General features: G+C 62.9%; 19 protein-coding genes. 5 read left to right on the forward strand and 14 right to left on the reverse strand.

What is annotated here, in order from left to right; all coding sequences use genetic code 11:
- Window positions 1-68 precede the first annotated feature (68 nt).
- Window positions 69-2,762 carry a DNA mismatch repair protein MutS gene (gene mutS / locus DLM46_RS30680; RefSeq protein ID WP_115106907.1) on the forward strand — a complete coding sequence of 898 codons (2,694 nt, stop codon included), beginning with the start codon at window positions 69-71 and terminating at the stop codon, window positions 2,760-2,762.
- Complete coding sequence (locus DLM46_RS30685) at window positions 2,749-4,101, forward strand: hypothetical protein (RefSeq protein WP_115106908.1); 1,353 nt, start codon at window positions 2,749-2,751, stop codon at window positions 4,099-4,101. Before mutS ends, DLM46_RS30685 begins: the two co-directional genes overlap by 14 nt.
- Here DLM46_RS30685 and DLM46_RS30690 read toward each other — a convergent pair.
- A complete protein-coding gene (locus DLM46_RS30690) occupies window positions 4,081-4,623 on the reverse strand; it encodes an FKBP-type peptidyl-prolyl cis-trans isomerase (RefSeq protein ID WP_115106909.1) in 543 nt (180 codons plus the stop codon). The genes DLM46_RS30685 and DLM46_RS30690 overlap by 21 nt on opposite strands.
- A 32-nt stretch (window positions 4,624-4,655) precedes the next feature.
- Here DLM46_RS30690 and DLM46_RS30695 point away from each other — a divergent pair, with 32 nt between their 5' ends.
- Window positions 4,656-5,897 carry a cupin domain-containing protein gene (locus tag DLM46_RS30695; protein ID WP_115106910.1) on the forward strand — a complete coding sequence of 414 codons (1,242 nt, stop codon included), beginning with the start codon at window positions 4,656-4,658 and terminating at the stop codon, window positions 5,895-5,897.
- Window positions 5,898-6,129: 232 nt separating this feature from the next.
- The gene (locus tag DLM46_RS41345) at window positions 6,130-6,390 is read left to right on the forward strand and encodes a hypothetical protein (RefSeq protein ID WP_115106911.1); all 261 of its coding nucleotides are present in this window, start codon (window positions 6,130-6,132) and stop codon (window positions 6,388-6,390) included.
- A gap of 138 nt (window positions 6,391-6,528) precedes the next feature.
- Here DLM46_RS41345 and yoaA read toward each other — a convergent pair whose 3' ends face one another.
- From yoaA to DLM46_RS30720, 3 genes are all read right to left on the reverse strand, one after another.
- A complete protein-coding gene (gene yoaA / locus DLM46_RS30710) occupies window positions 6,529-8,802 on the reverse strand; it encodes a DNA repair helicase YoaA (protein WP_115107087.1) in 2,274 nt (757 codons plus the stop codon).
- A gap of 63 nt (window positions 8,803-8,865) precedes the next feature.
- The gene (locus DLM46_RS30715) at window positions 8,866-9,084 is read right to left on the reverse strand and encodes a DUF465 domain-containing protein (protein ID WP_073427603.1); all 219 of its coding nucleotides are present in this window, start codon (window positions 9,082-9,084) and stop codon (window positions 8,866-8,868) included.
- A gap of 138 nt (window positions 9,085-9,222) precedes the next feature.
- Complete coding sequence (locus DLM46_RS30720) at window positions 9,223-10,188, reverse strand: hypothetical protein (protein WP_425274031.1); 966 nt, start codon at window positions 10,186-10,188, stop codon at window positions 9,223-9,225.
- Between the two features lie 274 nt (window positions 10,189-10,462).
- Here DLM46_RS30720 and DLM46_RS30725 point away from each other — a divergent pair, with 274 nt between their 5' ends.
- Window positions 10,463-12,811, forward strand: a complete 2,349-nt coding sequence (locus DLM46_RS30725) for a Tex family protein (RefSeq protein ID WP_115106912.1) — start codon at window positions 10,463-10,465, stop codon at window positions 12,809-12,811.
- A 145-nt stretch (window positions 12,812-12,956) separates the two neighbouring features.
- Here DLM46_RS30725 and DLM46_RS30730 read toward each other — a convergent pair whose 3' ends face one another.
- From DLM46_RS30730 to der, 10 genes are all read right to left on the reverse strand, one after another.
- Window positions 12,957-14,843, reverse strand: a complete 1,887-nt coding sequence (locus tag DLM46_RS30730) for a potassium transporter Kup (RefSeq protein ID WP_115106913.1) — start codon at window positions 14,841-14,843, stop codon at window positions 12,957-12,959.
- A 273-nt stretch (window positions 14,844-15,116) separates the two neighbouring features.
- Window positions 15,117-15,707 (reverse strand): phosphoribosyltransferase, encoded by a 591-nt coding sequence (locus DLM46_RS30735; RefSeq protein ID WP_115106914.1) that lies wholly within the window; start codon window positions 15,705-15,707, stop codon window positions 15,117-15,119.
- A gap of 3 nt (window positions 15,708-15,710) precedes the next feature.
- Complete coding sequence (locus DLM46_RS30740; RefSeq protein ID WP_115106915.1) at window positions 15,711-17,057, reverse strand: adenylosuccinate synthase; 1,347 nt, start codon at window positions 17,055-17,057, stop codon at window positions 15,711-15,713.
- A 215-nt stretch (window positions 17,058-17,272) separates the two neighbouring features.
- Window positions 17,273-18,424, reverse strand: coding sequence for an ATP phosphoribosyltransferase regulatory subunit (locus DLM46_RS30745; RefSeq protein WP_115106916.1), 1,152 nt, complete (start codon window positions 18,422-18,424; stop codon window positions 17,273-17,275).
- Window positions 18,425-18,624: 200 nt separating this feature from the next.
- Complete coding sequence (locus DLM46_RS30750) at window positions 18,625-18,816, reverse strand: DUF2065 domain-containing protein (protein ID WP_115106917.1); 192 nt, start codon at window positions 18,814-18,816, stop codon at window positions 18,625-18,627.
- Window positions 18,817-18,860: 44 nt separating this feature from the next.
- Entirely contained in the window at window positions 18,861-19,766 is a 906-nt protein-coding gene (gene hflC / locus DLM46_RS30755; RefSeq protein ID WP_115106918.1) for a protease modulator HflC, read from the reverse strand.
- Window positions 19,767-19,778: 12 nt separating this feature from the next.
- Window positions 19,779-21,155 carry an FtsH protease activity modulator HflK gene (gene hflK / locus DLM46_RS30760; RefSeq protein ID WP_115106919.1) on the reverse strand — a complete coding sequence of 459 codons (1,377 nt, stop codon included), beginning with the start codon at window positions 21,153-21,155 and terminating at the stop codon, window positions 19,779-19,781.
- Window positions 21,156-21,204: 49 nt separating this feature from the next.
- Window positions 21,205-22,419 carry a GTPase HflX gene (hflX, locus tag DLM46_RS30765; RefSeq protein ID WP_208866355.1) on the reverse strand — a complete coding sequence of 405 codons (1,215 nt, stop codon included), beginning with the start codon at window positions 22,417-22,419 and terminating at the stop codon, window positions 21,205-21,207.
- A 30-nt stretch (window positions 22,420-22,449) separates the two neighbouring features.
- Complete coding sequence (hfq, locus tag DLM46_RS30770; RefSeq protein ID WP_006051315.1) at window positions 22,450-22,686, reverse strand: RNA chaperone Hfq; 237 nt, start codon at window positions 22,684-22,686, stop codon at window positions 22,450-22,452.
- 143 nt (window positions 22,687-22,829) lie between these two features.
- Entirely contained in the window at window positions 22,830-24,167 is a 1,338-nt protein-coding gene (gene der / locus DLM46_RS30775; protein WP_115106921.1) for a ribosome biogenesis GTPase Der, read from the reverse strand.
- Between the last annotated feature and the right edge of the window lie 327 nt (window positions 24,168-24,494).

The raw sequence follows: 24,494 nt of genomic DNA on the forward strand, positions 1-24,494 counted from the left end.
AGGGTCCGTTCACCGCGCCGGCAGGTTAAACTCACGCCCTGAACAGCTAACGCAAAAAGACACCGAGGATGGGCATTCAAACCGCAGCGGCCAATGACGTCGCACAACACACGCCAATGATGCAGCAGTATTTACGCATCAAGGCGGACCATCCGGGCACGCTGGTGTTCTACCGGATGGGCGACTTCTACGAACTCTTTTTCGAAGACGCGGAAAAGGCCGCACGTCTGCTCGATTTAACACTGACGCAGCGTGGCGCATCGGCGGGTAATCCGATCAAAATGGCGGGCGTACCGCACCACGCGGTCGAACAGTATCTGGCCAAGCTCGTGAAGCTCGGCGAATCCGTCGCGATTTGCGAACAGATCGGCGATCCGGCCACCTCGAAAGGTCCGGTCGAGCGCAAAGTGGTGCGAGTCGTCACGCCGGGCACGCTGACGGATGCCGCGCTGCTGTCGGATAAGAATGACGTCTACCTGCTCGCGATGTGCGTCGCGCATAACCGCCGCGGCGTCGCGACCAGCGTCGGGCTCGCGTGGCTGAATCTGGCGAGCGGCGCGTTGCGCCTCGCGGAAGTCGCACCAGATCAGGTCGCCGCCGCGCTCGAGCGGATTCGTCCCGCGGAAATCCTCGTGGCCGATACGTCTGCCGACTCCGCAAGCTGGCAGCCGCCGGTCAATGCCGGAGCCCTCACCCGCGTGCCGGTGTGGCACTTCGATATCGCGTCGGGCACGCAACGCTTGTGCGACCAGCTGGAAGTAGCCGGGCTCGACGGCTTCGGCGCGCATTCGCTGACAAGCGCATGCGGCGCGGCCGGTGCGTTGCTGCTGTATGCGGCGGCTACGCAAGGTCAGCAATTGCGCCATGTGCGCAGCCTGAAAGTCGAATACGAATCCGAATACATCGGCCTCGACCCCGCCACCCGTCGCAACCTCGAACTCACGGAAACGCTGCGCGGCACTGAATCGCCAACGCTGTGTTCGCTGCTCGACACCTGCTGCACGACGATGGGCAGCCGCCTGTTGCGTCACTGGCTGCATCATCCGCCGCGCGAGGCCGCGATTGCGCAAGCGCGCCAACAGGCGATCGGCGCATTGCTCGACGCGCCGGCCGGCGCGAGCGTCGATTCGCTGCGCGGCGCGTTGCGGCAGATTTCCGATATCGAACGAATCACTGGGCGTCTGGCGCTGCTGTCGGCGCGGCCCCGCGATCTGTCGAGTCTGCGCGATACGTTCATTGCGTTGCCCGAACTGCGCACGCAGCTCGCGATCATCTCGTCTAATGCAGATTCGCTGGCGCGCATCGACGCGTCGCTGGAACCGCCGCAAGCATGTGTCGAACTGCTCAAGCTTGCGGTCGCCGAGGAGCCCGCCGCGATGGTGCGCGACGGCGGTGTGATCGCGCGCGGCTACGATGCGGAACTCGACGAGTTGCGAGATATTTCGGAGAATTGCGGGCAATTCCTGATCGACCTCGAAACGCGCGAACGGGCACGCACCGGCATCGGCAATCTGCGCGTCGAGTACAACAAGGTGCACGGCTTCTATATCGAAGTCACGCGCGGCCAGACCGACAAGGTGCCGGACGACTACCGCCGCCGTCAGACGCTGAAGAACGCCGAGCGTTACATCACGCCTGAACTGAAAACCTTCGAGGACAAGGCACTGTCCGCCCAGGAGCGCGCGCTGGCCCGCGAACGCTCGCTGTACGACGCGTTGCTGCAAGCGCTGCTACCGTTTATCGCGGACTGTCAGCGCGTTGCCGCAGCGCTCGCCGAGCTGGATCTGCTGGCGGCATTCGCCGAACGCGCTCGCGCGCTCGACTGGGTCGCACCGACGTTCTCGCCGACCGCCGGCATCGAAATCGAACAGGGCCGCCACCCGGTCGTCGAGGCGCAGGTCGAGCAGTTCATCGCCAACGACTGCACGCTCACGCCGGAGCGCAAACTGCTGCTGATCACCGGCCCGAACATGGGCGGTAAGTCGACTTTCATGCGGCAGACCGCGTTGATCGCGTTGCTCGCGTATGTGGGAAGTTATGTGCCGGCACGGCGCGCCGCCTTCGGGCCGATCGACCGCATCTTCACGCGTATCGGCGCGGCCGACGATCTGGCGGGCGGGCGTTCGACCTTCATGGTCGAGATGACGGAAGCCGCCGCGATCCTGAACGATGCGACGCCGCAAAGCCTCGTGCTGATGGATGAAATCGGCCGCGGCACCTCGACTTTCGACGGTCTCGCGCTGGCGTGGGCGATCGCGCGGCATCTACTCGCGCACAACGGCTGCCACACGCTGTTCGCGACCCACTACTTCGAGTTGACGCAGTTGCCCGCCGAGTTTCCGCATGCGGCCAACGTTCACTTGTCGGCGGTCGAGCATGGGCACGGCATCGTGTTCCTGCACGCGGTCAGCGAAGGGCCGGCGAATCAGAGCTATGGTCTGCAGGTCGCGCAACTGGCCGGCGTGCCGAACGCGGTAATTCGCGCCGCGCGCAAGCATCTCGCGCATCTCGAACAGCAATCGGCGGCGCAGCCCGCGCCGCAACTCGATCTGTTCGCGGCACCCATGCCAATGCTGCTCGAAGACGCCGACGACGAATCCGACGTCAAGCCAGGCACGGCGGCGGCGGCGCCGGCGCCGGCCATGCAGGCACTCGTCGAGCGCCTGCGCGCAATCGACCCGAACGATTTGCGCCCGCGCGAAGCGCTCGATCTGCTGTACGAACTGCACGACCTGGCCGCCGCGCCGGATGCGGATCATTGACACACGAAGGCCCTCGCAGCGCCCGCGCACACTTTGCGCGGCGCTGACCGTTGCCCTGACCCTGACGCTTGCGGGCGGCGGTATACGGCTCGCACATGCGCAAGCGCGTTTCGAGTTCGCGATCATCGCCGGCACGATGCAAAGTCCCGCGGACGAAGCGCCGACACAACGGCTGATCGACGCGATCGGCCGTGACCGCGAGATATCTTTCGTCGTCTACGACGGCAACCTGAAGGGCGCGAAAGAAGCTTGCCGCGACGCGTTATACGAACGGCGTCACGCGCTGCTCGAAACGTCGCGGCCCGCCCTCTTCTTCATTCCGGGCCAACACGACTGGACCGACTGCGGCACCGCCGAGGCCGGCGGCTTCGATCCGGTCGAACGGCTCGATCAGCTGCGCCAGACGCTGTTCGGCGACGCCACGTCGATGGGCCAGAACCCGATCGCGTTGACGCGCGAAAGCGAGGTGTCGCGCTTTCGCCCGTTTCGCGAGAACGTGCGCTGGCAAGTTGGCGATACGGTTTTCGTCGGCCTGAATGCGCCGAGTCCTAACAATCACTATCTGACGGCGGGCGGGCGCAACGGCGAATTCGAAGATCGTGTGATCGCCAACGCGTTCTGGCTCGAACATGCCGCCGAATACGCGAAACGGCGCGACGCGCGCGCGATTGTCGTGTTCATTCAGGGCGATCCCGAGGCGGAGCGTTACGAACGGCCTGACCGTTTCGCATGGCTGCGCTTTACGCGCAACGCGCGCCGGGACGGCTTTCTGGAATTCAAACGCAGCCTTGTCAAACTCGCGCAGATTTTTCACGGACCGGTGCTGCTGATTCATTGCGACGACGAGCGCGCGAGCGCCGGCTTCGTGATCGATCAGCCGTTACGCAATGACAAGGGGATGCTGGTAACGAATCTCACGCGTGTCGCGCTTGCGCCGCATGATCGTCTTAACCAGTGGATTCGAATTGAAGCGGATCTCGGCAAGAAGCCGCCGTTCCGCGTAAGTGTGCGCGACGTGCCCAAGCAGATGCCGATGCCCACGGCGCAACCGGCGCCAACGCATGAGGAGCCGGCAGCGTCGATGCCGACTGTACCGGCGCTTGGCCCCGCTTCGGAGTTGCCGCCTTTGTTGCAGATGCCGGGGCAGCCACAATTGGATCAAAAGCAGCTGGATCAGAGGCAGCTGGACCAACAGCAACTGGATCAGCAACGCCACGCGCCGGTGGACGAAAACGGGAATGCTCCCGCCTCGACCGCCCTGCCTCATACATCAACAAGCGCACCGGGTGCGCCAGGCATTCCCGGTGCGCCGGCCAGTTCAGTGCAGCGTGGGCCCTGACTTGCCGTCTTCTTCGTCGTCTTCGTCTTCGTCGAGGACTTCTAGGCCGTCAGCGCCGTGCGCATGTTCGTGCTGGATTTCGTCTTCGGTTGCCGGACGCACGTCTTTGACCGTCAGCGCGAAGCGCAGCGCCATGCCGGCGAGCGGATGGTTGCCGTCAAGCACGACTTTGTCTTCCGCGACGTCGGTCACCACGTAGACGAGCGAATCGAGGTCTTCGTCGCCTTCTTCCGGCGTGCCTTCGAACTGCATGCCGACTTCGAGCGGTTCCGGGAAGCGATCGCGCGGCTCGATCTTCACGAGGTCGGGATCATACTCACCGAACGCGTCTTGCGGCTCGAGCTGGATCTGGGTCTCGAAGCCGGCCTCGTGGCCGTCGAGCTCTTCCTCGATCTTGGGGAACGTGCCATCATAGCCGCCGTGCAGATAGACCATCGGCTCGTCGCTTTCTTCAATCAGATTGCCCTGCGCATCCGACAGCTTGTAAGCGACCGACACGACGGTGTTCTTTACGATTTTCATTCGATTCTCCAGAATACAACTCACATTATACGATGCCCAAGCGGCCCACTGACCACCCGGCCGACACAGCTTCGGCACGGAATTCTTCACCGGCTTCAAAGCCGGTTCTGCCGCCCTCGCCTGACACGCCAACGCCGCTGCTCGGCAATCTGACGCCGTCGCAATTCATGCGCCGCTACTGGCAGAAGAAGCCCCTGCTGATCCGCCAGGCGATCCCGAAGGTCGAGGCGCCGCTGTCGCGCGACGAATTTTTCGATCTGGCGGATAAAGACGAAGTCGAAGCGCGCCTGATCACGCACTTTCGCAATAAATGGCAACTGGAGCACGGCCCGTTCGCGGCCGACGAACTGCCGTCGGTCACGCAGCGCGCATGGACGCTGCTCGTGCAAGGCGTGGACCTTTACGACGATCGCGCGCGGGCGTTGCTCGACCGCTTCCGCTTCGTGCCGGATGCGCGCCTGGACGACCTGATGATTTCGTACGCGACCGACGGCGGCGGCGTGGGCCCGCACTTCGATTCTTATGACGTGTTTCTGTTGCAGGTCAAAGGCAAGCGCCGCTGGCGCATCGGCGCGCAGAAGGACCTGACGCTGCAGCCCGGACTGCCGTTGAAAGTTCTACAGCACTTCGAAGCGGAAGAGGAATGGCTGCTCGAGCCCGGCGACATGCTGTATCTGCCGCCGCATATCGCGCATGACGGTGTCGCGGAAGGCGAGTGCATGACCTGCTCGATCGGCTTTCGCGCGCCGTCGGCGAGCGAGCTGACCGCGCAATTCCTCTACCACCTCGCCGAGCGCGGCGAGTCGGCCGTGCAACCCAATGTGCTTTATCGCGATCCGCAGCAACCCGCTGTCGACCGGCCGGCAGAATTACCGGCGGCGCTGATCGAAAGAGTTGGAGCGATCCTTGCTGATGTCAAATGGAATGAGCAGGACATCGCATCGTTCCTCGGCTCATATCTCAGCGAACCGAAGCCGAGTGTCGTCTTCGATCCTCCGCAGCGGCCCCTCAACGAGGCCCGTTTCATCAGCCAGGCATCGAAGTCCGGCGTGCGACTGGATCGCAAGACCAGTTTGTTGTACAACCGCCGTTTTTTCTTCGTAAATGGAGAGGAAACAGTGTTTGCTGGCGGGAAAAAGTGGTTGTTTGACCTCGCCGATCGGCGGTCTATGAGTGCGAAACGCTTTGTAACACTCTCATACGATTCGTCGGTGACAGCACTGCTGCACGAGTGGTATCGTGCGGGCTGGATACAAGTGGGCGAGCTTGTGTAACTCTGCCTGCTTGTCATACCGTACTGTGAAATTTTGTATGAGAAAGACAACGTATTGACCCCGGATTGATCGACTGTCAGTACGAAAGTGCATATAATTTCCGCCCAAGCCGTAGGGAAGATTCGCGCTCGCCAAAAAGAGCGTCTCCACCAGCGGCCCAGGTCGGTGTTGGAGCACATTACCGGTATTATTTTGCGCTGTTGCTTACCTTTAACCATAAAAGGACGTGATCATGAAGAAATCCCTCCTCGTAGCATCCCTGTTGGCAGCTGTGGCACTGGCTGCATGCAACAAGAGCAGCGACCAAGCTGCAGCTCCGGCTAGCGACGCAGCTGCTGCTTCGGCACCGGCTGCTGCTGCTTCGGAACCAGCTGCTGCTGCTTCGGGTGCGGCTGCTGCTGCGAGCGATGCTGCTGCTTCGGCTCCTGCCGCTGCTTCGGACGCAGGCGCTGCTGCTTCGGCTGCTGCTCCGGCTTCGGGCGCAAGCCAGTAAGCTGTCGCATAGGGTTCGCCTCTGGGCGAAAACTGTATCGGGAAATCAAGGTGATTTCCCGGACAGTAAGGCAAAACGCCACGGATTCACATCCGTGGCGTTTTGTCATTTAAGGGCCGTTTTTTATAACGGCGCCCACTACGTCGTTGACTGAGCCGGCGTTGCATTCTCTTCAAAAAACTCGCGCACAACATCGATCTCGCGAGTGCGTTTGAATGGCGGCAGGCTCTGCCAGATACGGCGCCCATACGGCTTGTCGACGAGCCGGGTATCGCAGATCATCAGCACGCCGCGATCGGTCTCAGCGCGAATCAGGCGCCCTGCGCCCTGCTTGAGCGTAATCACAGCCTGCGGCAACTGATGAACGGCGAACGGGCTCAACCCTTTCTTCGTCAGCGCGTCGAGCCGCGCCGACAACACCGGATCGTCAGGCGGCGCGAATGGCAGCTTGTCGATCACGACCAGCGACAGCGCATCGCCGCGCACATCCACACCTTCCCAGAAACTCTGACTGCCCACCAGAATCGCATTGCCGTAGGAGCGGAAGCGGTCGAGCAACTCCGTGCGGCTCGCGTCGCCCTGTACGAGCAACGGGTAATTCCAGCCACGCGCTTCGATCGTATCGCGCAGCTTGGCCGAGATACGGTCGACCGCGCGCAGCGTCGTGCACAGCATGAACACGCCGCCACCCGATGCTTCGATCGCGGGCAACGCGGCGTCGAACACGGCGTCGGTGAACATCGGTGACGAAGGCTGCGGCAAATTGCGAGGTACGTACAGGAGCCCTTGCGTCGGGTAGTCGAAAGGACTCGGCAGCGTCATCGAACGTTTCGCATTCAGGCCCATCTGCGCCGCGTAGTGCGTGAAGTCGCCGCGCACCGACAAGGTGGCCGACGTGAAGATCCATGCGCGCGGCACGCCGGCACGCTGCCTGGCGAAGATCGGCGCGACCGACAGCGGTGTTTCGTGCAACTGCACCGTATGTGAAAAAACTTCGATCCAGCGCACCTTTTCATTCGGATCGACGCGTTCTCCCCTGGCATCCGCCGCGGCGGCGTCAGCGGCTTCGCGCTCGGTTTCGGTGGGCGGCGTGGTCCAGCCCGCGAGCACGCCTTGCAGTTCGCGAGCACGGCGCAAACACGCGCCGATGGATTCGGCGCGCTCGGCCTGGGCAGCCAACGCGGACGCCAATGCATCGAGTTCGGTTTCGAGCGTTTCGAGCGCGGGGAACAGCGGATGATCGTCGGGCAACTGACCAATCGACAGGCGCACCGAGTCTTCCTTGAAAGCGAGCCGCACGTCGCGCGCCGCGCGTTCGAGCGTCGCGCCCAGCTTCACCCAATCGATCGCCTCGCGCGCATGGCCCAAGCCTTCCGCCACCGAATCACGTGCGAGCTCGAGAAACTGCGCGGTCGACAGCGTCTCGCCGAAGAACAGCGTTGCGGTCTCCGGCAATTGATGCGCTTCGTCGAAGATGATCGTGTTGGCCGTGGGCAGCAATTCAGCCATGCCGGTATCGCGCAACATGATGTCGGCGAAAAACAGATGGTGATTGACCACCACGATATCGGCTTGCTGCGCCTCGCGCCGCGCCTGCATCACGAAGCACTCCTTGTAATGCGGGCACTCCTGGCCGAGACAATTGTCACGAGTCGACGTCACCATCGACCACACCGCCGCCGTTTCCGGCACGCTCGCGAGCTCGGCCTTGTCGCCGGTACGCGTGATCTTCGCGAAGCGGACGATGTCCTGCAGATACGAGGTTTCCTGACGCGAAGGCAGGCGTCCGTTGTCCGCGGTGCGCTGCAGGTAGTAATGGCACAGGTAGTTCGCACGACCTTTGAGCATCGCGACCGACACCGGCACGGCCAGCGCATCCCGCACGGTCGGAATATCGCGCTGAAAGAGCTGATCCTGCAAGTGCTTGGTACCGGTGGAGACGATCACCTTACCGCCCCACAGCATGGCGGGCACCAGATACGCATAGGTCTTGCCGGTGCCCGTCCCCGCCTCGACGATCAGCGTGTTTTCGCTGCCGTCGTGACCGCACGCTTCCTCGGTTGCCGAAGCTTCGCCGGCCGCAGAAGCTTCGGCTGCACCCTGCGCCGGCAGACGCCGCGCGGGACGCTTCTGCGCTTCGAACATCGCGGGCTCGGGCATGGCGCGGCCCGATGCCTCCATAGCCGCGGCCACGGCGCGCGCCATTTCGATCTGCGACGCGCGCGGTCGGTAACCGTCGATCTGACGCGCAAGCAGGCCGTCGGCGGCGAAGATATCGTCGAGCTCGGCGACGCGGCGCGGATTCAGCGCGGCGGCCAAGGTGGGCGCGCCGGCGCGGGCCGGCGCAGTGCCGGCCGCGGCGGCGTCATCGTCCGGGCTCGCGAGGGATGAAGTTGCAAGCGGTGAATTCAAGGCAAGCATTTCCTGCAAAGTCCGGCGCGTGCGACGCGACCCGGCGCCTGCCAGGCCGCGAACTCAGGCGCGCGCGTCCGGTTCGAGCTGCAATTGCAGCAAGATGATGGTGTCCTTGACTTTGAGTTTGCGCTTTTTCAGGCGCTGCAACTCGAAGTCGTCGATGCCGGGCTCATCCGACATTCGGTCGATCAAACGATCGAGCCCACTATGCTCCGATTCCAGTTGCAGAATTCGGTCGCGAAGTGTGTTCGCGTCGATGACGTGATGTTGATCGCGCATGCTCGCCTCCTCTCGTGAGCGGCACGGGCTGTGTGGTTCAACCCGATGCCTGAGGTTGCTATCCGGCTTAAAACGCGTTACGGCGACTACTACCCTGCTACAACCCAGCTGGCGCCAGCTACAGCGCGACTACTGCCCTTATTGCTGTTGCTGCTTTTGCTGCTGTTCGAGTTGCTGCTGCTGTTTCAACTGGTCCTGGCGTTTCTGTTCGGCCTTCTCGGCCGCCTGCTTCTGACGCGCCTCGACGTCGGCCTTGTGTTGCGCCGCGTCGGCCTGCTTCTTCTCGAAGCTCTGCTGTTTCTGGACGCGCTCCTGGGCCTTTTGCGCAGCCTGCCGATGCGCCTCGTCGAGCTTGCGCTGGAAGTCGGCCTGCTTCTGATCGTAGGCCTGGCTGTTGGCTGCGGCTTGCGACGGGCTGATGCCGCGCTGCGCCTGATCCAGCGCGTGCTGACGCTGCTTTTCCTGATAGGCCTGCGCGTTGGCGCTGCGCTGCGGCGCCTCGGCTGCGCGCTGCGCCTGATCGAGCTGATGCTGACGCTGCTTGTCCTCGTACGCCTGCGCGTTACGCGTGTCCTCCGCGGCGCGCTGCGGCGCGTTCGCTTCGTCCTGCGCGCGTTTGAGCGCCGCCTGTTCGTCACGCTGACGGGCCCGCGCCGCGCGTTGCTCGCCGTCGAGCGCGAGTTGCTCCTTGCGAATGTCGGCCTGCACCACACGCATCTTGTCGCGCGCCTTGCCGAGGCAGTAGTTCACCAGGAACTTGCTATAACAATCGTGCTCGGCGACGGCGTAGCGGTCGTTGTTCTCCTCGCTGCGCTGGTCCAGGACTTTTTGCCGCGCTTCGAAGCTGTTGGCGGAGATCTCCGCGCTGTCGGCACCCGTATTGTCCACAGCGCCCGAAGCCTGCGCGCTGGAAGCGGCCGCCGGCGCGAGACCACCCGCGGCCAACCCCGCACTGCCGCCGATCGGCGCTGCGGGCTGTTGCTGCGCCGAGGCCGGCGCACATACGGCGATCGAGGCGGTAATCGAGGCGGCGATGGCGCACGACACAAAAGTCGTCCCATTGGACATGCGCGCGAACGTGAACACGGATCGCGCCGCCGACATAAGCGAAGTGAGTAGCGACAGCGGCAAAAGTGACGGCAATTGTGACAAGCGAGAGACCAAGCGGGAGCCCAGGCGGTTGAGGAACAAGGAGATCGGCAACGTCGTAGATCGTCAACGGAACATGCCTGAAATTCTATCACCCTGCGATTGAGCCCTTTGGCATTTATGGCAAAATGCCCCGCTTCAGCAACCTGGCCGCAGTGCGCACGCCCGGCGTGCCCCGACGTGTCGTAGCGCGGCCTTTGATTGAGTCCGGCAGGAACACCAAGACCTTATGACGGAAACCGTAGCACTCAAGATCGTACAGCGCATCGCCGCCGAACTGTCCGTCCAGCCGCGCCAGGTCGCGGCCGCCGTGCAACTTCTCGACGAAGGAGCGACTGTTCCGTTCATCGCCCGCTACCGGAAGGAAGTGACCGACAACCTCGACGACACGCAACTGCGCAACCTCGAGGAACGCCTGCTGTATCTGCGCGAGCTGGAAGACCGGCGTGCCGCGATCATCGCCAGCATCGAAGAACAGGGCAAGCTCACCGACGAGCTGCGCGCCGCGATCGAAGGCGCGGACAGCAAGCAGGTTCTGGAAGACCTGTATCTCCCGTATAAGCCCAAGCGCCGCACGCGCGCGCAGATCGCCCGCGAAGCCGGCCTTCAGCCGCTTGCCGACGCGCTGCTGGCCAATCCCCTGCTCGACCCGCAAACCGAAGCCGCCGCTTACGTGGACGCCGAGAAAGGCGTCGCGGACGTCAAGGCCGCGCTCGACGGCGCGCGCGATATCCTTTCCGAACAATTCGGCGAAACCGCCGAACTGCTGGGCAAACTACGCGACTACCTGTTCAACCAGGGCGTGGTGTCGTCGAAGGTGGTCGAAGGCAAGGAAAACGCGGAAGAAGAAAAATTCCGCGACTACTACGACTATGCGGAAACCATCCGGACCGTACCGTCGCATCGCGCGCTGGCGCTGTTCCGCGGCCGCAACGCTGGCGTGCTGATGGTCAAGCTGGGCCTCGGCGAAGAACTCGACGCGCAGGTGCCGCATCCGGGCGAAGCGCTGATCGCGCGCCATTTCGGCATCGCCAATCAGAACCGGCCGGCCGACAAGTGGCTCTCCGACGTGTGCCGCTGGTGTTGGCGCGTGAAGGTGCAGCCGCACCTCGAAAACGAACTGCTGACCAATCTGCGCGACGAAGCCGAGCACGAAGCGATTCGCGTGTTCGCACGCAATCTGAAGGATCTGCTGCTGGCCGCGCCGGCGGGCCCGAAGGCCGTGATCGGCCTCGATCCGGGGCTGCGCACCGGCGTGAAGGTCGCCGTGGTCGACCGCACCGGCAAGGTGCTCGCCACCGACACGATCTATCCGCACGAGCCGCGCCGCGATTGGGACGGCTCGATCGCGAAACTCGCGCGCATCTGCGCGCAGACGCAAGCCGAGCTGATCAGTATCGGTAACGGCACGGCCTCGCGTGAGACGGACAAGCTCGCGAGCGAGCTGATCGCGCGTCATCCGGAATTCAAGCTGCAGAAGATCGTCGTGTCCGAGGCCGGCGCGTCGGTGTACTCGGCGTCGGAACTCGCGGCGAAGGAGTTCCCCGACATGGACGTGTCGCTGCGCGGTGCGGTGTCGATTGCGCGCCGTCTGCAGGACCCGCTCGCGGAACTCGTGAAGATCGAGCCGAAGGCAATCGGCGTCGGCCAGTATCAGCACGACGTGAATCAGCGCGAACTGGCGCGTTCGCTGGATGCCGTGGTCGAGGATTGCGTGAACGCGGTCGGCGTGGATGCGAATACCGCGTCGGTCGCACTGCTCGCGCGCGTGTCGGGTCTGAACGCGACACTCGCGCGCAACATCGTCGATTACCGCGATGCGAACGGCCCGTTCCCGTCGCGCGAACACCTGCGCAAGGTGCCGCGCCTGGGCGACAAGACATTCGAACAAGCCGCGGGCTTCCTGCGCATCAACAACGGCGAGAACCCGCTCGACCGCTCGTCGGTTCACCCGGAAGCGTATCCGGTCGTCGAACGGATGCTTGCGAAGATCAGCAAGCATGTCGGTGAAGTGCTCGGCAATCGCGACGCGCTGCGTGGTCTGTCGCCGGCGGAATTCGTCGACGAACGTTTCGGCCTGCCGACCGTGCGCGACATTCTTCTCGAACTCGAAAAGCCGGGCCGCGATCCGCGCCCCGAGTTCAAGACCGCAACTTTCCGCGAGGGCGTCGAGAAGGTTAGCGATCTGACGCCGGGCATGGTGCTCGAAGGCGTCGTGACGAACGTGGCAGCCTTTGGCGCGTTCATCGATGTCGGCGTGCATCAGGATGGTCTGGTGCACGTGTCGGCGATGTCGATCAAGTTCATCAAAGACCCGCACGAAGTGGTCAAGGCTGGTCAGATCGTCAAGGTGAAAGTGCTTGAGGTCGACGTCAAGCGTCAGCGGATTGCGCTGACGATGCGTCTGGACGACGAGTTCGGCGCAGCGGCGGCACCGCGCAGCGGCGGCGCCCAGCAGGATCGCGGCGGTTTCGGCCGTTCGAACGGCGGCGCACGCGGCGCACCGCAACAACGCTCCCGCGAGCCGGAAGCGGGCGGCGCGATGGCCGCTGCGTTTGCCAAGCTCAAGCAGAAGTAAGCACGCGCGTTCAGCGCGTGATGCACTCGCGCGCTGAACGCGCTGACGCTGACTCGCGAGATCAGGCGGCAAACAAAAAACCCACGCAAACTGCGTGGGTTTTTTTTCGCACCTCAACATGCGAGGCACGTTGAAACGAGGTTCGTCAGATCTCGATCTTCGTGCCGAGCTCCACGACCCGATTCGCTGGAATGCTGAAGAAGTCGGTCGGCTTGGCGGCGTTCTGATGCATCCACGCGAACACGCGTTCGCGCCACACCGACATCCCCGGCAATTGCGTCGGCACCACCGTTTCACGCGCGAGGAAGAATGACGTGTCCATCATCTCGAAGGTCATGTCGCGGGTGCGGCCCACCTCGAGCAACACGGCCTTCACGTCGGGCGTTTCATTGAAACCGTATGCCGCCTTGACGAGGTACAGACCGCCTTCGATATCCTTCACCGTCACACGTGCCGCGTCGTTCACGTACGGAATATCTCGCGTCACGAACGTCAGGAAGATGGTGCGCTCATGCAGAACCTTGTTGTGCTTGAGGTTGTGCAGCAGACTCACCGGCACGAGCGAATCGCTGCCGGTCAGATAGATCGCGGTACCCGACACGCGATGCGGCGGATGTGCGAGCAAACCTTGCAGGAAGGGCATCAGCGGAATACCGTCGGCGGCTGTGCGTTCCTTGACGATCATCCTGCCCTTGAACCACGTCATCAGCAGGAAGAACAGCAGCGCGCCAATACCGAGCGGCAGCCAACCGCCCTCTTCGACCTTCAGCAGATTGGCGCCGAAAAAGCCCAGATCGACCACCATGAACACCCCGATGATCAACGCCACGAGGAACTTGTTCCAGTTCCATACCTTCACCATCACGACGCAGGCGAGGACCGTGGTGATCACCATCGTCGCGGTCACTGCGATGCCGTACGCGGCAGCAAGGTTATCCGAGCTCTTGAACGCAATCACGATGCACAAAATGATGAACAGCAGCATCCAGTTCACCACCGGCACATAGATCTGACCGATCGCCAGTTCCGACGTGTGCAGGATCTTCATACGCGGCACGTAGCCGAGCTGGATCGCCTGGCTCGTCAGCGAATAGGCGCCGGAAATCACTGCTTGCGACGCGATCACGGTCGCCACCGTCGACAGCACGACGAGCGGCAGCAGCGCCCAATCCGGCGCGAGCAGAAAGAACGGGTTTTCGATGGCCTTCGGGTCGTGCATCAGCAGCGCGCCCTGGCCAAAATAATTGAGCACCAGCGACGGCATCACCAGCGCATACCACGCTACGCGGATCGGCTTGGCGCCGAAATGGCCCATGTCGGCGTACAGCGCTTCGGCGCCGGTCAGCACCAGCACGACCGAGCCGAGCACCACGTAGGCCTGCAACACATGCGTGGCCATGAACGTGTACGCATAGTACGGATTCAGTGCGCGGATCACGTTCGGCGATTGCACGATGTGCCAGATACCAAGCGCCGCGAGCACCGCGAACCATACCAGCATGATCGGGCCGAACAGGCGGCCGACTGTAGCCGTGCCGTGCCGCTGGATCCAGAACAGCAGCACGAGGATCACGATCGTCAGCGGCACCACCAGATGCGACAGTTTGGGCGCGGCAACCTCCAGGCCTTCCACCGCCGAGATCACCGAAATCGCCGGCGTAATCACCGCGTCGCCATAGAACATGCAGGCGCCGAATATGCCGAGCATCATCAGCAAGCCGGCCATTTTCGATTTATCGTCGAGAGAGCGCAGCGCGAGCGCCATCAGGGCGAGGACGCCGCCTTCGCCGTTGTTGTCGGCACGCATCACGAACAACACATACTTGATGCTGACCACGATCACGATCGCCCAGAACATCAGCGAAATCACACCGAGAATCGATTGATCGGTCAGTGGGATACCGTGCGACGGGCTGAATGCTTCTTTCAGCGAGTACAACGGGCTCGTGCCGATATCGCCAAACACCACTCCGATCGCGGCAATCGCGAGGGAAGGCAGAGGCTGTTTGTGCACGTGATTGGTATCTGTCATAAACGTGAGGAAAACCGTTCCCTGAGCGAAAAAACGAGCGGTATTCTAAACTGCCCGCCTGGCGCCGCCCGGCTTGTTGTGGATACGCCACGTGGATGGTCCGCGCAGTGTAGCACTGCGATTTGGGCGCGTCTGCCGCATCAGGGCTCTCGCCAGCACGGGCATCGCGATGTTTGCGAAGCGCTGTTCGTATGCCGCGCACACAAAAAAACGGAGCCCAACCGGGCTCCGTCTTCTGGATACTACATAACGGCCGTGACATCGCGGCGCGCATCACGCACCCGATGACTCCTGCACTTGCGCAGTGCCGCGCTTGATCCATGCGCCGATGTTGTGCGGACGTACCGTGTCCCACTCCTCGAACGGCTGATGAATCCACGGGTTCGTCGGCAGATACTGCACATGATAGTCGGGCTTCACCTTCGAGCAGCACTTGTACCACAGCACCGCGGAACGCACCGACGTGATGGCCGGATAGCGCTCCTTCAGATGCTGCTGCACGCGCGCCAGCGTCACGCCGGAATCGACCAGATCGTCGACCAGCAGCACGTTGCCGGACAGCTCGCCGCGCGTCATCGTGATGTATTGCGCGATGTCGAGTTCGCCCTGCTCCGTGCCGGCCGCTTCACGGTACGAACTGGTGGCGAGAATGGCCAGCGGCAGATCGTAGATGCGCGACAGTTGATCGCCGACGCGCAAACCGCCGCGCGCGAGACACAGGATCTTGTCGAACTTCCACCCCGATTCATGCACGGCCAGTGCCAGCAGTTCGATCAACCGGTGATACTCGTCCCAGCCGACCCACAGGTTCTTGTCGTCGTTGCGCGGATCTTTCATCGCAATCATGGGTACACCTTGCACCATGGCTTAAACCTTGAACGGATGACGCAGCAGAATGGTTTCGTCGCGATCCGGACCAGTCGACACCATGTCGATCGGAATGCCCGCGACTTCCTGCACACGCGACAGATACGCACGCGCATTCGCCGGCAGCTTGTCCCATTCCTTGATGCCGACGGTACTTTCCTTCCAGCCCGCGAAGGTTTCGTACACCGGTTCGCAACGCGCAACTTCCGATGCGCCACGCGGCAGCAAGTCGACATTCTTTCCGTCGACCATATAGCCGACGCACAGCTTCACTTCGTCGAGGCCGTCGAGCACGTCGAGCTTGGTCATGCATAGACCTGACACACCGTTGATCTGGATCGAGCGGCGCAGCGCGGCGACGTCGAGCCAGCCGGTGCGGCGCGGACGGCCCGTGACCGAACCGAATTCCTTGCCGACGGTCGCCAGTTCGAGACCGATCGCTTCCTGACGGGCAGCGTTATCCGCGTCGTACAGTTCGCTCGGGAACGGGCCCGAACCGACGCGCGTGCAGTACGCCTTGGTGATGCCGAGAATGTAGTTCAGCTTTTGCGGACCGACGCCAGCGCCCGCGGTGGCCGCACCGGCCACGCAATTGCTCGACGTAACGAACGGATACGTGCCGTGGTCGATATCGAGCAACGTGCCTTGCGCGCCTTCGAACAGCAGGTTGTTGCCGGCGGCGTTCTCGTCGTACAGACGGCGCGACACGTCGGTCACCATCGGCTTCAGACGGTCGGCATAGCTCAACATCGTGTCGAGCGTTTGCTGGAAGTCGACAGCGGCGACGCCCAGGTACTGCGTCAGCACGAAGTTGTGATAGTCGAGATTTTCACGCAGACGTTCGGCGAAGATGACCGGGTCGAACAGGTCCTGCACGCGCAGACCGCGGCGCGCCACCTTGTCTTCGTAAGCCGGGCCAATGCCGCGGCCGGTCGTGCCGATCTTGCTCGCGCCACGGCGCGCTTCGCGGCCCTGGTCGATGGCGATGTGGTACGGCAGGATCAGAGTAGTGGCTTCGGAAATGAAGAGGCGATTCTGGACATCGATCCCGGCGGCTTCGAGCTCGCCGATTTCCTTGAACAGCGCTTCCGGCGACAACACGACGCCATTGCCGATATAGCACGCGACGCCGGGATGCATGATGCCCGACGGAATCAGACGCAAGATGGTTTTCTTGCCGCCGATGATAAGCGTGTGACCGGCATTGTGACCGCCCTGGAAGCGAACGACGCCTTGAGCGTGGTCCGTCAGCCAGTCGACGATCTTGCCCTTGCCTTCATCACCCCACTGGGTTCCCACGACGACGACGTTACGCCCGGGGTTCACATTCACTGCGCTGGCAGACATGTTGTTTCGTAAGCTGGTTAAAAACGTATTCTACCTATGTTCGCGGAACCTTCCGAATTTTTCCGTTTCCGCTCAACGGTATGCACGTTATGGTGGGTATATCGAAAATAGCGCGGCCAGTGGCCGCGAAGGTGTTGTATGCCGCTTTGCAGCCCGCTTCGGACGCCTTTTGAAATGCCCTTGGGAAGCCTCTCGGGCGGCCGGCAAATTCGCGCTCAGGCGCGGGCCTCGACGACCCACGCGCCGTTGCGCTCGACCAACACGCGGTCGAACGCGAACTCGTCCACATCGTGTTCGTGACCCGGCAGCGCCTGAATCACCACTTCGCCAGCATCGCGCAACGCGGCGACGCTCACTCGCAGTGCATCGTCATGCTGCCACGGCGCAAGAATAGCGCTGCTGCGGGCTTCGACCGGCGAGATGCGCGCCACTTCGCGCAGATCGAGCGAGAAGCCGGTTGCCGCGCGCGCCCGGCCGTAGGCCTGGCCGACGTGGTCGTAACGGCCGCCGCGTGCGACCGCATTCGGCACGCCGTCGACATACGCCGAGAACATCACACCGCTGTGGTACGCATAACCGCGCAGATCGGCGAGATCGATCATCACTTCGGCGCCGTCCACCTGGCTCGCAAGGAACGCGAGGTCGTCGAGCGCGCGGGCGATGGCCGGCGCGTTCGGCAGACGCGCACGGGCTTCGGCAAGCACCGAAGCATCGCCGTACAGCGTGGGCAGCGCGCGCAGTGCGTCGCGCGTGACGGGCGCGAGATCGGCGGTCAATTCAGCCAGACGCGGCACGTCCTTGCCCGCCAGCGCATCGTAGAGCGACTGGCCCAGTTCGGCCGCAGTCGGCTCGCCGTCGATCAGCGCAGCGAGCACGCCCGCGTGGCACAAATCGAGCCGCACTTTTGCGAGGCCGGCCAGACGCAGCGCGTCGAGCATCAACTGCTGGATTTCCAGATCCGCTTCGAGGCCGGCGTGCCCGTAGATTTCCGCGCCGATCTGGATCTGCTCGCGCGTGGCGTGCAGGCCGCGCGGACGCGTATGCGCGACGTTGCCCGCATAACAAAGACGCGTCACTCCCTGACGGTTCAGCAAGTGCGCGTCGATCCGCGCAACCTGCGGCGTAATGTCGGCGCGCAGACCGAGCGTGCGTCCGGACAGTTGATCGACGAGCTTGAAGGTGCGCAGGTTCAGATCGTGCCCGCCGCCCGTGAGCAGCGACTCGATGTACTCGAGCAGCGGCGGCATCACCATCTCATAGCCGTACGAGCGGAAACGGTCCAGCAAGCGGCGCCGCAACTCTTCGATCTTGCGGGCTTCCGACGGCAGCACGTCGGCAATATTCTCGGGAAGTAACCAGGTCGACATCGATACAGTCCTACGACGTTGCACACGGCGGCTGGGTGCGCCGGTAAGTGAAATTGAATGGCGGGCGACGCCTCGATTTTGGCGGCCATCGCCGGGCCTCTGGACGGACTTTACCGCCGGCCTCGGCCCTCCACCCGTGCCGCGACGCTCGCTGCCGTTGCGCGGCAGAACGCGCCGTCAGGCCGTTGCGGAGCGCCCGTTCAGGTCACGATAAACAGCAGGATCAGCCCGAGCGCCATCACGATCAGGCCGCCGATACGAATCTGATGCGATGGACGCTCCGCTATTTTACGAAACGTGTCGCTCCAGGCGCTCGGAAAAACGAACGGGAACATCCCCTCGATAATCAGCATCAATGCGATCGCGAGCAGTAACGAGCCGGCTATGTCCATGCGAGTGAAGGTGCCGCGATGCGGTTGCCGCGGCGCTCCGGTTATCAGTGTTTGCGCGGTGCCGCGGCGGCGTCCGGGGCGGCACCGCCACCGGTCGGGCTACGCATGAAGCGGAAGAACTCGCTGCTCGAGTCGACCACGATGACGTCGCCCGGCTTGAAGGTATTCTTGTACGCCTGCATGCTTTGATAGAACTGGTAGAACTGCGGATCGCGGCCGAACGCGTCGGCGGCAATTTCCGCGGCTTTGGCATCGCCCTCGCCCTTGATGGTCTGCGCCTGACGGTAGCCGTCCGCGAGTATTGCCTGTTGTTGGCCGACTGCATCGGTCTTGATCTGATCGGCCTCGGCGGCGCCCTTCGCGCGCTCGTCATTCGCGACCTGCTGGCGCGCGGCGATCATGCGCTTGTAGACCGAATCGGCCATCGCCGCCGGAAAGTCGACGCGAGTCAATTGCACGTCGAGCACCGAGACACCCAGCGAGGCCGCGGTCTTTTCCATCGTGCCGCGCGCTTCGTCAGCGAGGCTCTGCTGTTTGGCGAGCGCATCGGACAGCGCGTACTTGCCGAACGCATCGCCGAGCGCGCCGCGCGACAGGGAGGCCAGCCGGTCGGGCAGGCTTTGCACGTCGCCTCTGGTTTCGGCGAGCAGCTTCAGCGGATCGGTAACGCGATATTTGATGACCGGATTGGCCAGCAGATCGGTTTTGTCGGACGTGACATAGTGGTCTTCATCCGGCGCGTCGAGCGTCTGGATGCGGTTATCGACCAGCGTAACCGTTTGCAGCGGCGGCGGCAGTTTCACATGAAGACCGGGGCCGAGCAAGGTGGGTGCGGTGTCGCCATGCGACGACAGCACCGCCATATGCCGCTGATCGACGACGAACACCATCGACGATGCCGCGAACAGCACAATGACGATTGCCACGACGAGCGCAATGATTTTGTTCATGTTCTGCGCCCCTTATTGAACGTCGTCTTCGCGCATGCGGCTGCGGAAGGAGTCGCGTGAACGCAGGGCGTCGCTGCCGGAGGCAGGCTGGCTGGCCGGCGTCGCGACCGCGGCCGGCGCGGAGGCACCCGCAGTTGCCGCAGACGCTGAGGCAGCGCCGCTCGCCACTTGCGGTGCGGTAGCGGATGCGGCACCCGCCGTGGCGGACGCGGCCTCGGCGACGCGCTGGCGAGTCTGATCGACCAGCTTGTCGAGCGGCAGATACAGCACGTTGTTGCCGCCCTTGCTGTCCACCAACACCTTGGTCGTATTCGAATAGATCTGCTGCATGGTTTCCATGTACATGCGCTCGCGAACCACTGCAGGCGCTTTCGAGTACTGCGCGTAGACCTGTTTGAACCGCTCGGCGTCGCCTTGCGCCTGGGCGATCGTCTTGTCGCTGTACGTTTTTGCTTCGTCGATCTGGCGCGCGACGTCGGCTTGCGCGCGCGGCAGCAGCTCGGCGGCATAGGCCTGCGCTTCGCGCTTCGCGCGTTCGTTATCCTGACGCGCCTTGGCGGCTTCGTCGAAAGCGGCCTGCACCTGGTCGGGCGCCTGCACGCCCTGGATCGTCACACCGGTCACCGCGAGGCCGGACTGGTATTGATCCAGGGATTGCTGGATCGACGCCATCACTTGCTGACGAATTGTTTCGCGATCCTGATAGAGAATGTCGCTGGTGCTGCGTGCGCCGACGACGCTGCGCACCGCCGCCTGCGCGGCCTGCATGACGCTCTGATCGGGATCGACGCTGCGAAACAGATAGTCGGTCGGCTTGCGCACCTGGTATTGCACGGCAAAGCGCACGTCGACGATATCGGCGTCGTGCGTCAGCATCGACGCGTCCTTCACATTCGCAAGACGCACCACGTTGTTGCGGCCGATCTCCACCTGACGGATCTGGCCGACATTGACGAGCTCATGTGTTTCGAACGGATACGGCAGACGCCAGTGCACACCCTGCCCCGCGGTGTAGCGGTACTGTCCGAACTGCATCACGACGCCGGCCTGCCCGTCCTGCACGACGAACACGCCGCTGCCGAGATAGATCGCGATCAGCACGCCGATTACGATGCCTACACCGATACGCGCACCGCGGCCGTTGTCCGGGCGGCTACCACCAAGGCCCCCGCCTTTGCGGCCGAACACGCGACTCAGGCGGCGGTTGAATTCGCGCCACATTTCGTCGAGATCGGGTGGGCCTTCGCCGTCCTTTCCGTTCTGCGGACGCCTGGGTTCGTTGGGCCGTTGCCGGTCGCCATTGCCGTCGCCCCGGCCCCAGCGCGGATCGTTCAGTGAAAGCATGGCGCGCATGCGCAGCCAGATACTCCGCTCGTTGTAATCGTTCACCTGTGTTCGTTCACCAGAGTAGACAGCGGGTCAGTGCAATTGGAACGGGTCAGTGCCCGAGTTCTGGGACCTTGCGGTCGTCGCGTGGTGCTGCCGACCGGTGTTCTTCCGACAGATCGACCAGCGTATCCGGAAGATGTTCGGCAGTAGCGATTTCAGCGATGGCAGCGCGCAATGTATCCAGCCCTTGCCCCGTGCGCGCGCTCAAAAAGACGCGCGAAATATTACCATACTCGTCCCGCTCGACCGCCTCGCCACGGGCCGCCAACTCCGGCACCGCGTCGATCTTGTTGAACACCAGCACCTGGCGGATGGTGTCCGCACCGATTGCGTGCAGCACCTCGTTCACCTGATCGATCTGATCGAGCCGCACGGTGCTCGACGCATCGACCACATGCAGCAGCAGGTCGGCGTGAATGGTTTCCTCGAGGGTGGCGCGGAAAGCCGCGACCAGCTGGTGAGGCAACTCGCGGATGAAACCGACCGTATCGGACACCACCACCTGGCCGGCCTCGTCGCCGAGATAGACGCGCCGCGACGTGGTGTCCAGCGTGGCGAACAGCTGGTCGGCGGCATACGCTTGGGCTTTGGTCAACGCGTTGAAGAGCGTGGATTTTCCCGCGTTCGTGTAGCCGACCAGCGAGACCGACATGGTCTGGTTGCGCGAGCGCTGGCGGCGCTGCGTACCGTGCTGGCGGCGCAGCTTTTCGAGCCGCGTCTTGAGCGCCTTGATGCGCTCGCCGATCAAACGGCGGTCGGTTTCGAGCTGCGTTTCGCCGGGACCGCGCAACCCGATACCGCCCTTCTGCCGTTCAAGGTGGGTCCACGCGCGGATCAGCCGCGTCGACAGATACTGCAATTGCGCGAGCTCCACCTGCAGTTTGCCCTCGTGGCTGCGGGCACGTTGCGCAAAAATGTCGAGGATGAGACTGGTGCGATCGACCACGCGGCGGTTAAGCGCCTGCTCCAGATTGCGCTGCTGCGCGGGCGCCAGAGCGTGGTTGAAAATGACGAGTTCGATGTCGTTCGCCTCACACGCAAGGCGCAGTTCTTCGGCCTTGCCGCTGCCGACGAACATCTTGGCATCGGGGCTGGACCGGCGTCCGGTGAGGGTGACTAAGGGATTCGCGCCCGCGCTTTGCGCGAGCAGGCTGAGTTCTTCAAGACTGGCTTCGAAATCGATCTTACCGAAGTCGATGCCGACAAGCGCTGCATTGATCAAATTGGAGGGTATCAAAATGAGGCGGCCGGGAGTAATCGCCAACGGGCGACGCTACGCCGGCCGCGACGGGGGTTAGGACTGTTCGGAATCCGGGTGGAAATTCACCGGACGGGCAGGCACGACAGTCGAAATGGCGTGCTTGTAGACCATCTGGGTGACCGTATTCCGGAGCAACACGACGTACTGGTCGAACGATTCGATGTTCCCTTGAAGCTTGATGCCGTTGACCAAATAGATCGAGACCGGCACGTGCTCTTTACGCAGTGCGTTCAAAAACGGGTCTTGTAACAATTGCCCTTTGTTGCTCATAGCAAACTCCGTATTTTTTTGCAGGTTGACTGAATTGACGACGAAGGAAAAAGAGATCCGCCGTCAACCGCTACACTATAGCCGATTTTCATTTTTGCGCGAGGGCCCTGGCCACCCGGCCAAACCCAACGCACACGCGGGTTTCAGCCTTTGTCCGCGTAAGGGTTCGTGGATGATCTGAACTCTATGCGCAATGGAGTCCCGGTCAGCGCGAAAGTTTCCCGGAAGCGGTTTTCGAGGTAGCGTTTGTACGTTTCGGTGATCGCGTCGAGCGCGTTCCCGTGAATCACGATAATCGGCGGATTTTGTCCGCCCTGGTGCGCGTAACGCAGTTTCGGGCGCACCGGACCGCGTCGTCGCGGCTGCTGGAATTCCACTGCGTCGATCAGCGCGCGCGTGAGCTTCGGCGTCGGCAGCTTGGCCATGGCCGCCTTGTAGGCGTCGTCGACCGAGCGCATCAGCGGGCCAATTCCAGTTTTTTCCGCAGCGGAAATGAAGTGGAACTTGGCAAAGTCCAGAAATTTTAGTTTGCGTTGCAAGTCGGCCTTGGTGCGCTCGCGCACATGCGGATCCAGACCGTCCCACTTGTTCACGCCCACCACCAGCGCACGGCCCTGCTCCACGACGAAGCCGGCGATGTGCGCGTCCTGTTCCGAAATGTCCTGGCGCGCGTCGAGCAGCAGGATCACGACGTTCGCGTCCGAGATCGATTGCAGCGTCTTCACTACCGAGAATTTCTCGATCGCTTCGAACACTTTGCCGCGGCGGCGCAAGCCGGCGGTGTCGATCAGCGTGTAGGGCTTGCCCTGGCGTTCGAAGTCGACATAAATCGAATCGCGCGTGGTGCCCGGCATGTCGAACGCGATCACGCGCTCTTCACCGACCAGCGCGTTGATCAGCGTCGACTTGCCGACGTTCGGCCGGCCGACGATGGCGATCTTCACACCGCGCGCTTCTTTCTCCTCTTCGCCTTCTTCCGGCTGACCTGCGTAAGCGACGCAGAGCGCCTCGTTGATCATTTCTGTCACGCCGTCGCCGTGCGCCGCGGAAATCGCCCGCGGGTCGCCGAGACCGAGTTCGTAGAAGTCGGCGGCCACCGTGCTGTACTTCATCCCCTCCGCCTTGTTGACGACGAGGAAGATCGGCCGGCCGGTCTTGCGCAGGTAGTCGGCGATCGTCTTGTCCTGCGGCGCGAGGCCGTTACGGCCATCGACGATGAACACGACGATGTCCGATTCCTCGACCGCCTGGCGGGTTTGACGCGCCATCTCGTGCAGGATGCCTTCTTTCGCGACCGGCTCGAAGCCGCCGGTATCGACGACCAGATACGGCCGCTCGCCGGTGCGCCCTTCGCCGTAATGGCGATCGCGCGTGAGACCGGGCAGGTCGGCAACCAGCGCATCACGCGAACGCGTGAGACGGTTGAACAGCGTGGATTTCCCCACATTGGGGCGCCCAACTAGGGCAATAACGGGTTTCATCAGATGTTGTTCACGGTGAAACGCGGGATCGAAATCGACCGCCCGCGTAGCGACGCCATGCGGCCGCTACACGGCAGCGTTTGACGAAAATTATCACGAATTCGCCCAGCCCCGGATGTGCTGTCGATATGCGCACCCGGGCGGACGGGGGTTTGGCTGTATGGGCAGCGCCAATGGGCCGCCAGGTTCAGTCTTTCTTGCTCGACGGCGCGCATGCCTCAATGCGATTCACTACTATTGCCGTCGAACATGGCGCCGCAAGCAGCCACCTATGGCCGCGCGGGCCGTTTCTGATCCGACTTGCCGGACCAGCCAGTCCGGCGGAAT

The organism is Paraburkholderia lacunae, assembly GCF_003353175.1.
GTDB lineage: Bacteria > Pseudomonadota > Gammaproteobacteria > Burkholderiales > Burkholderiaceae > Paraburkholderia > Paraburkholderia lacunae.

What these genes read in the sequence shown, in the direction of transcription:
- mutS (WP_115106907.1), top strand. Translation starts at nt 69, where the DNA reads ATGGGCATTCAAACCGCAGCGGCCAATGACGTCGCACAACACACGCCA.
- DLM46_RS30685 (WP_115106908.1), top strand. Translation starts at nt 2,749, where the DNA reads ATGCGGATCATTGACACACGAAGGCCCTCGCAGCGCCCGCGCACACTT.
- DLM46_RS30690 (WP_115106909.1), bottom strand. Translation starts at nt 4,623, where the DNA reads ATGAAAATCGTAAAGAACACCGTCGTGTCGGTCGCTTACAAGCTGTCG.
- DLM46_RS30695 (WP_115106910.1), top strand. Translation starts at nt 4,656, where the DNA reads ATGCCCAAGCGGCCCACTGACCACCCGGCCGACACAGCTTCGGCACGG.
- DLM46_RS41345 (WP_115106911.1), top strand. Translation starts at nt 6,130, where the DNA reads ATGAAGAAATCCCTCCTCGTAGCATCCCTGTTGGCAGCTGTGGCACTG.
- DLM46_RS30715 (WP_073427603.1), bottom strand. Translation starts at nt 9,084, where the DNA reads ATGCGCGATCAACATCACGTCATCGACGCGAACACACTTCGCGACCGA.
- DLM46_RS30720 (WP_425274031.1), bottom strand. Translation starts at nt 10,188, where the DNA reads ATGTCGGCGGCGCGATCCGTGTTCACGTTCGCGCGCATGTCCAATGGG.
- DLM46_RS30725 (WP_115106912.1), top strand. Translation starts at nt 10,463, where the DNA reads ATGACGGAAACCGTAGCACTCAAGATCGTACAGCGCATCGCCGCCGAA.
- DLM46_RS30730 (WP_115106913.1), bottom strand. Translation starts at nt 14,843, where the DNA reads ATGACAGATACCAATCACGTGCACAAACAGCCTCTGCCTTCCCTCGCG.
- DLM46_RS30735 (WP_115106914.1), bottom strand. Translation starts at nt 15,707, where the DNA reads ATGGTGCAAGGTGTACCCATGATTGCGATGAAAGATCCGCGCAACGAC.
- DLM46_RS30740 (WP_115106915.1), bottom strand. Translation starts at nt 17,057, where the DNA reads ATGTCTGCCAGCGCAGTGAATGTGAACCCCGGGCGTAACGTCGTCGTC.
- DLM46_RS30745 (WP_115106916.1), bottom strand. Translation starts at nt 18,424, where the DNA reads ATGTCGACCTGGTTACTTCCCGAGAATATTGCCGACGTGCTGCCGTCG.
- DLM46_RS30750 (WP_115106917.1), bottom strand. Translation starts at nt 18,816, where the DNA reads ATGGACATAGCCGGCTCGTTACTGCTCGCGATCGCATTGATGCTGATT.
- hflC (WP_115106918.1), bottom strand. Translation starts at nt 19,766, where the DNA reads ATGAACAAAATCATTGCGCTCGTCGTGGCAATCGTCATTGTGCTGTTC.
- hfq (WP_006051315.1), bottom strand. Translation starts at nt 22,686, where the DNA reads ATGAGCAACAAAGGGCAATTGTTACAAGACCCGTTTTTGAACGCACTG.
- der (WP_115106921.1), bottom strand. Translation starts at nt 24,167, where the DNA reads ATGAAACCCGTTATTGCCCTAGTTGGGCGCCCCAATGTGGGGAAATCC.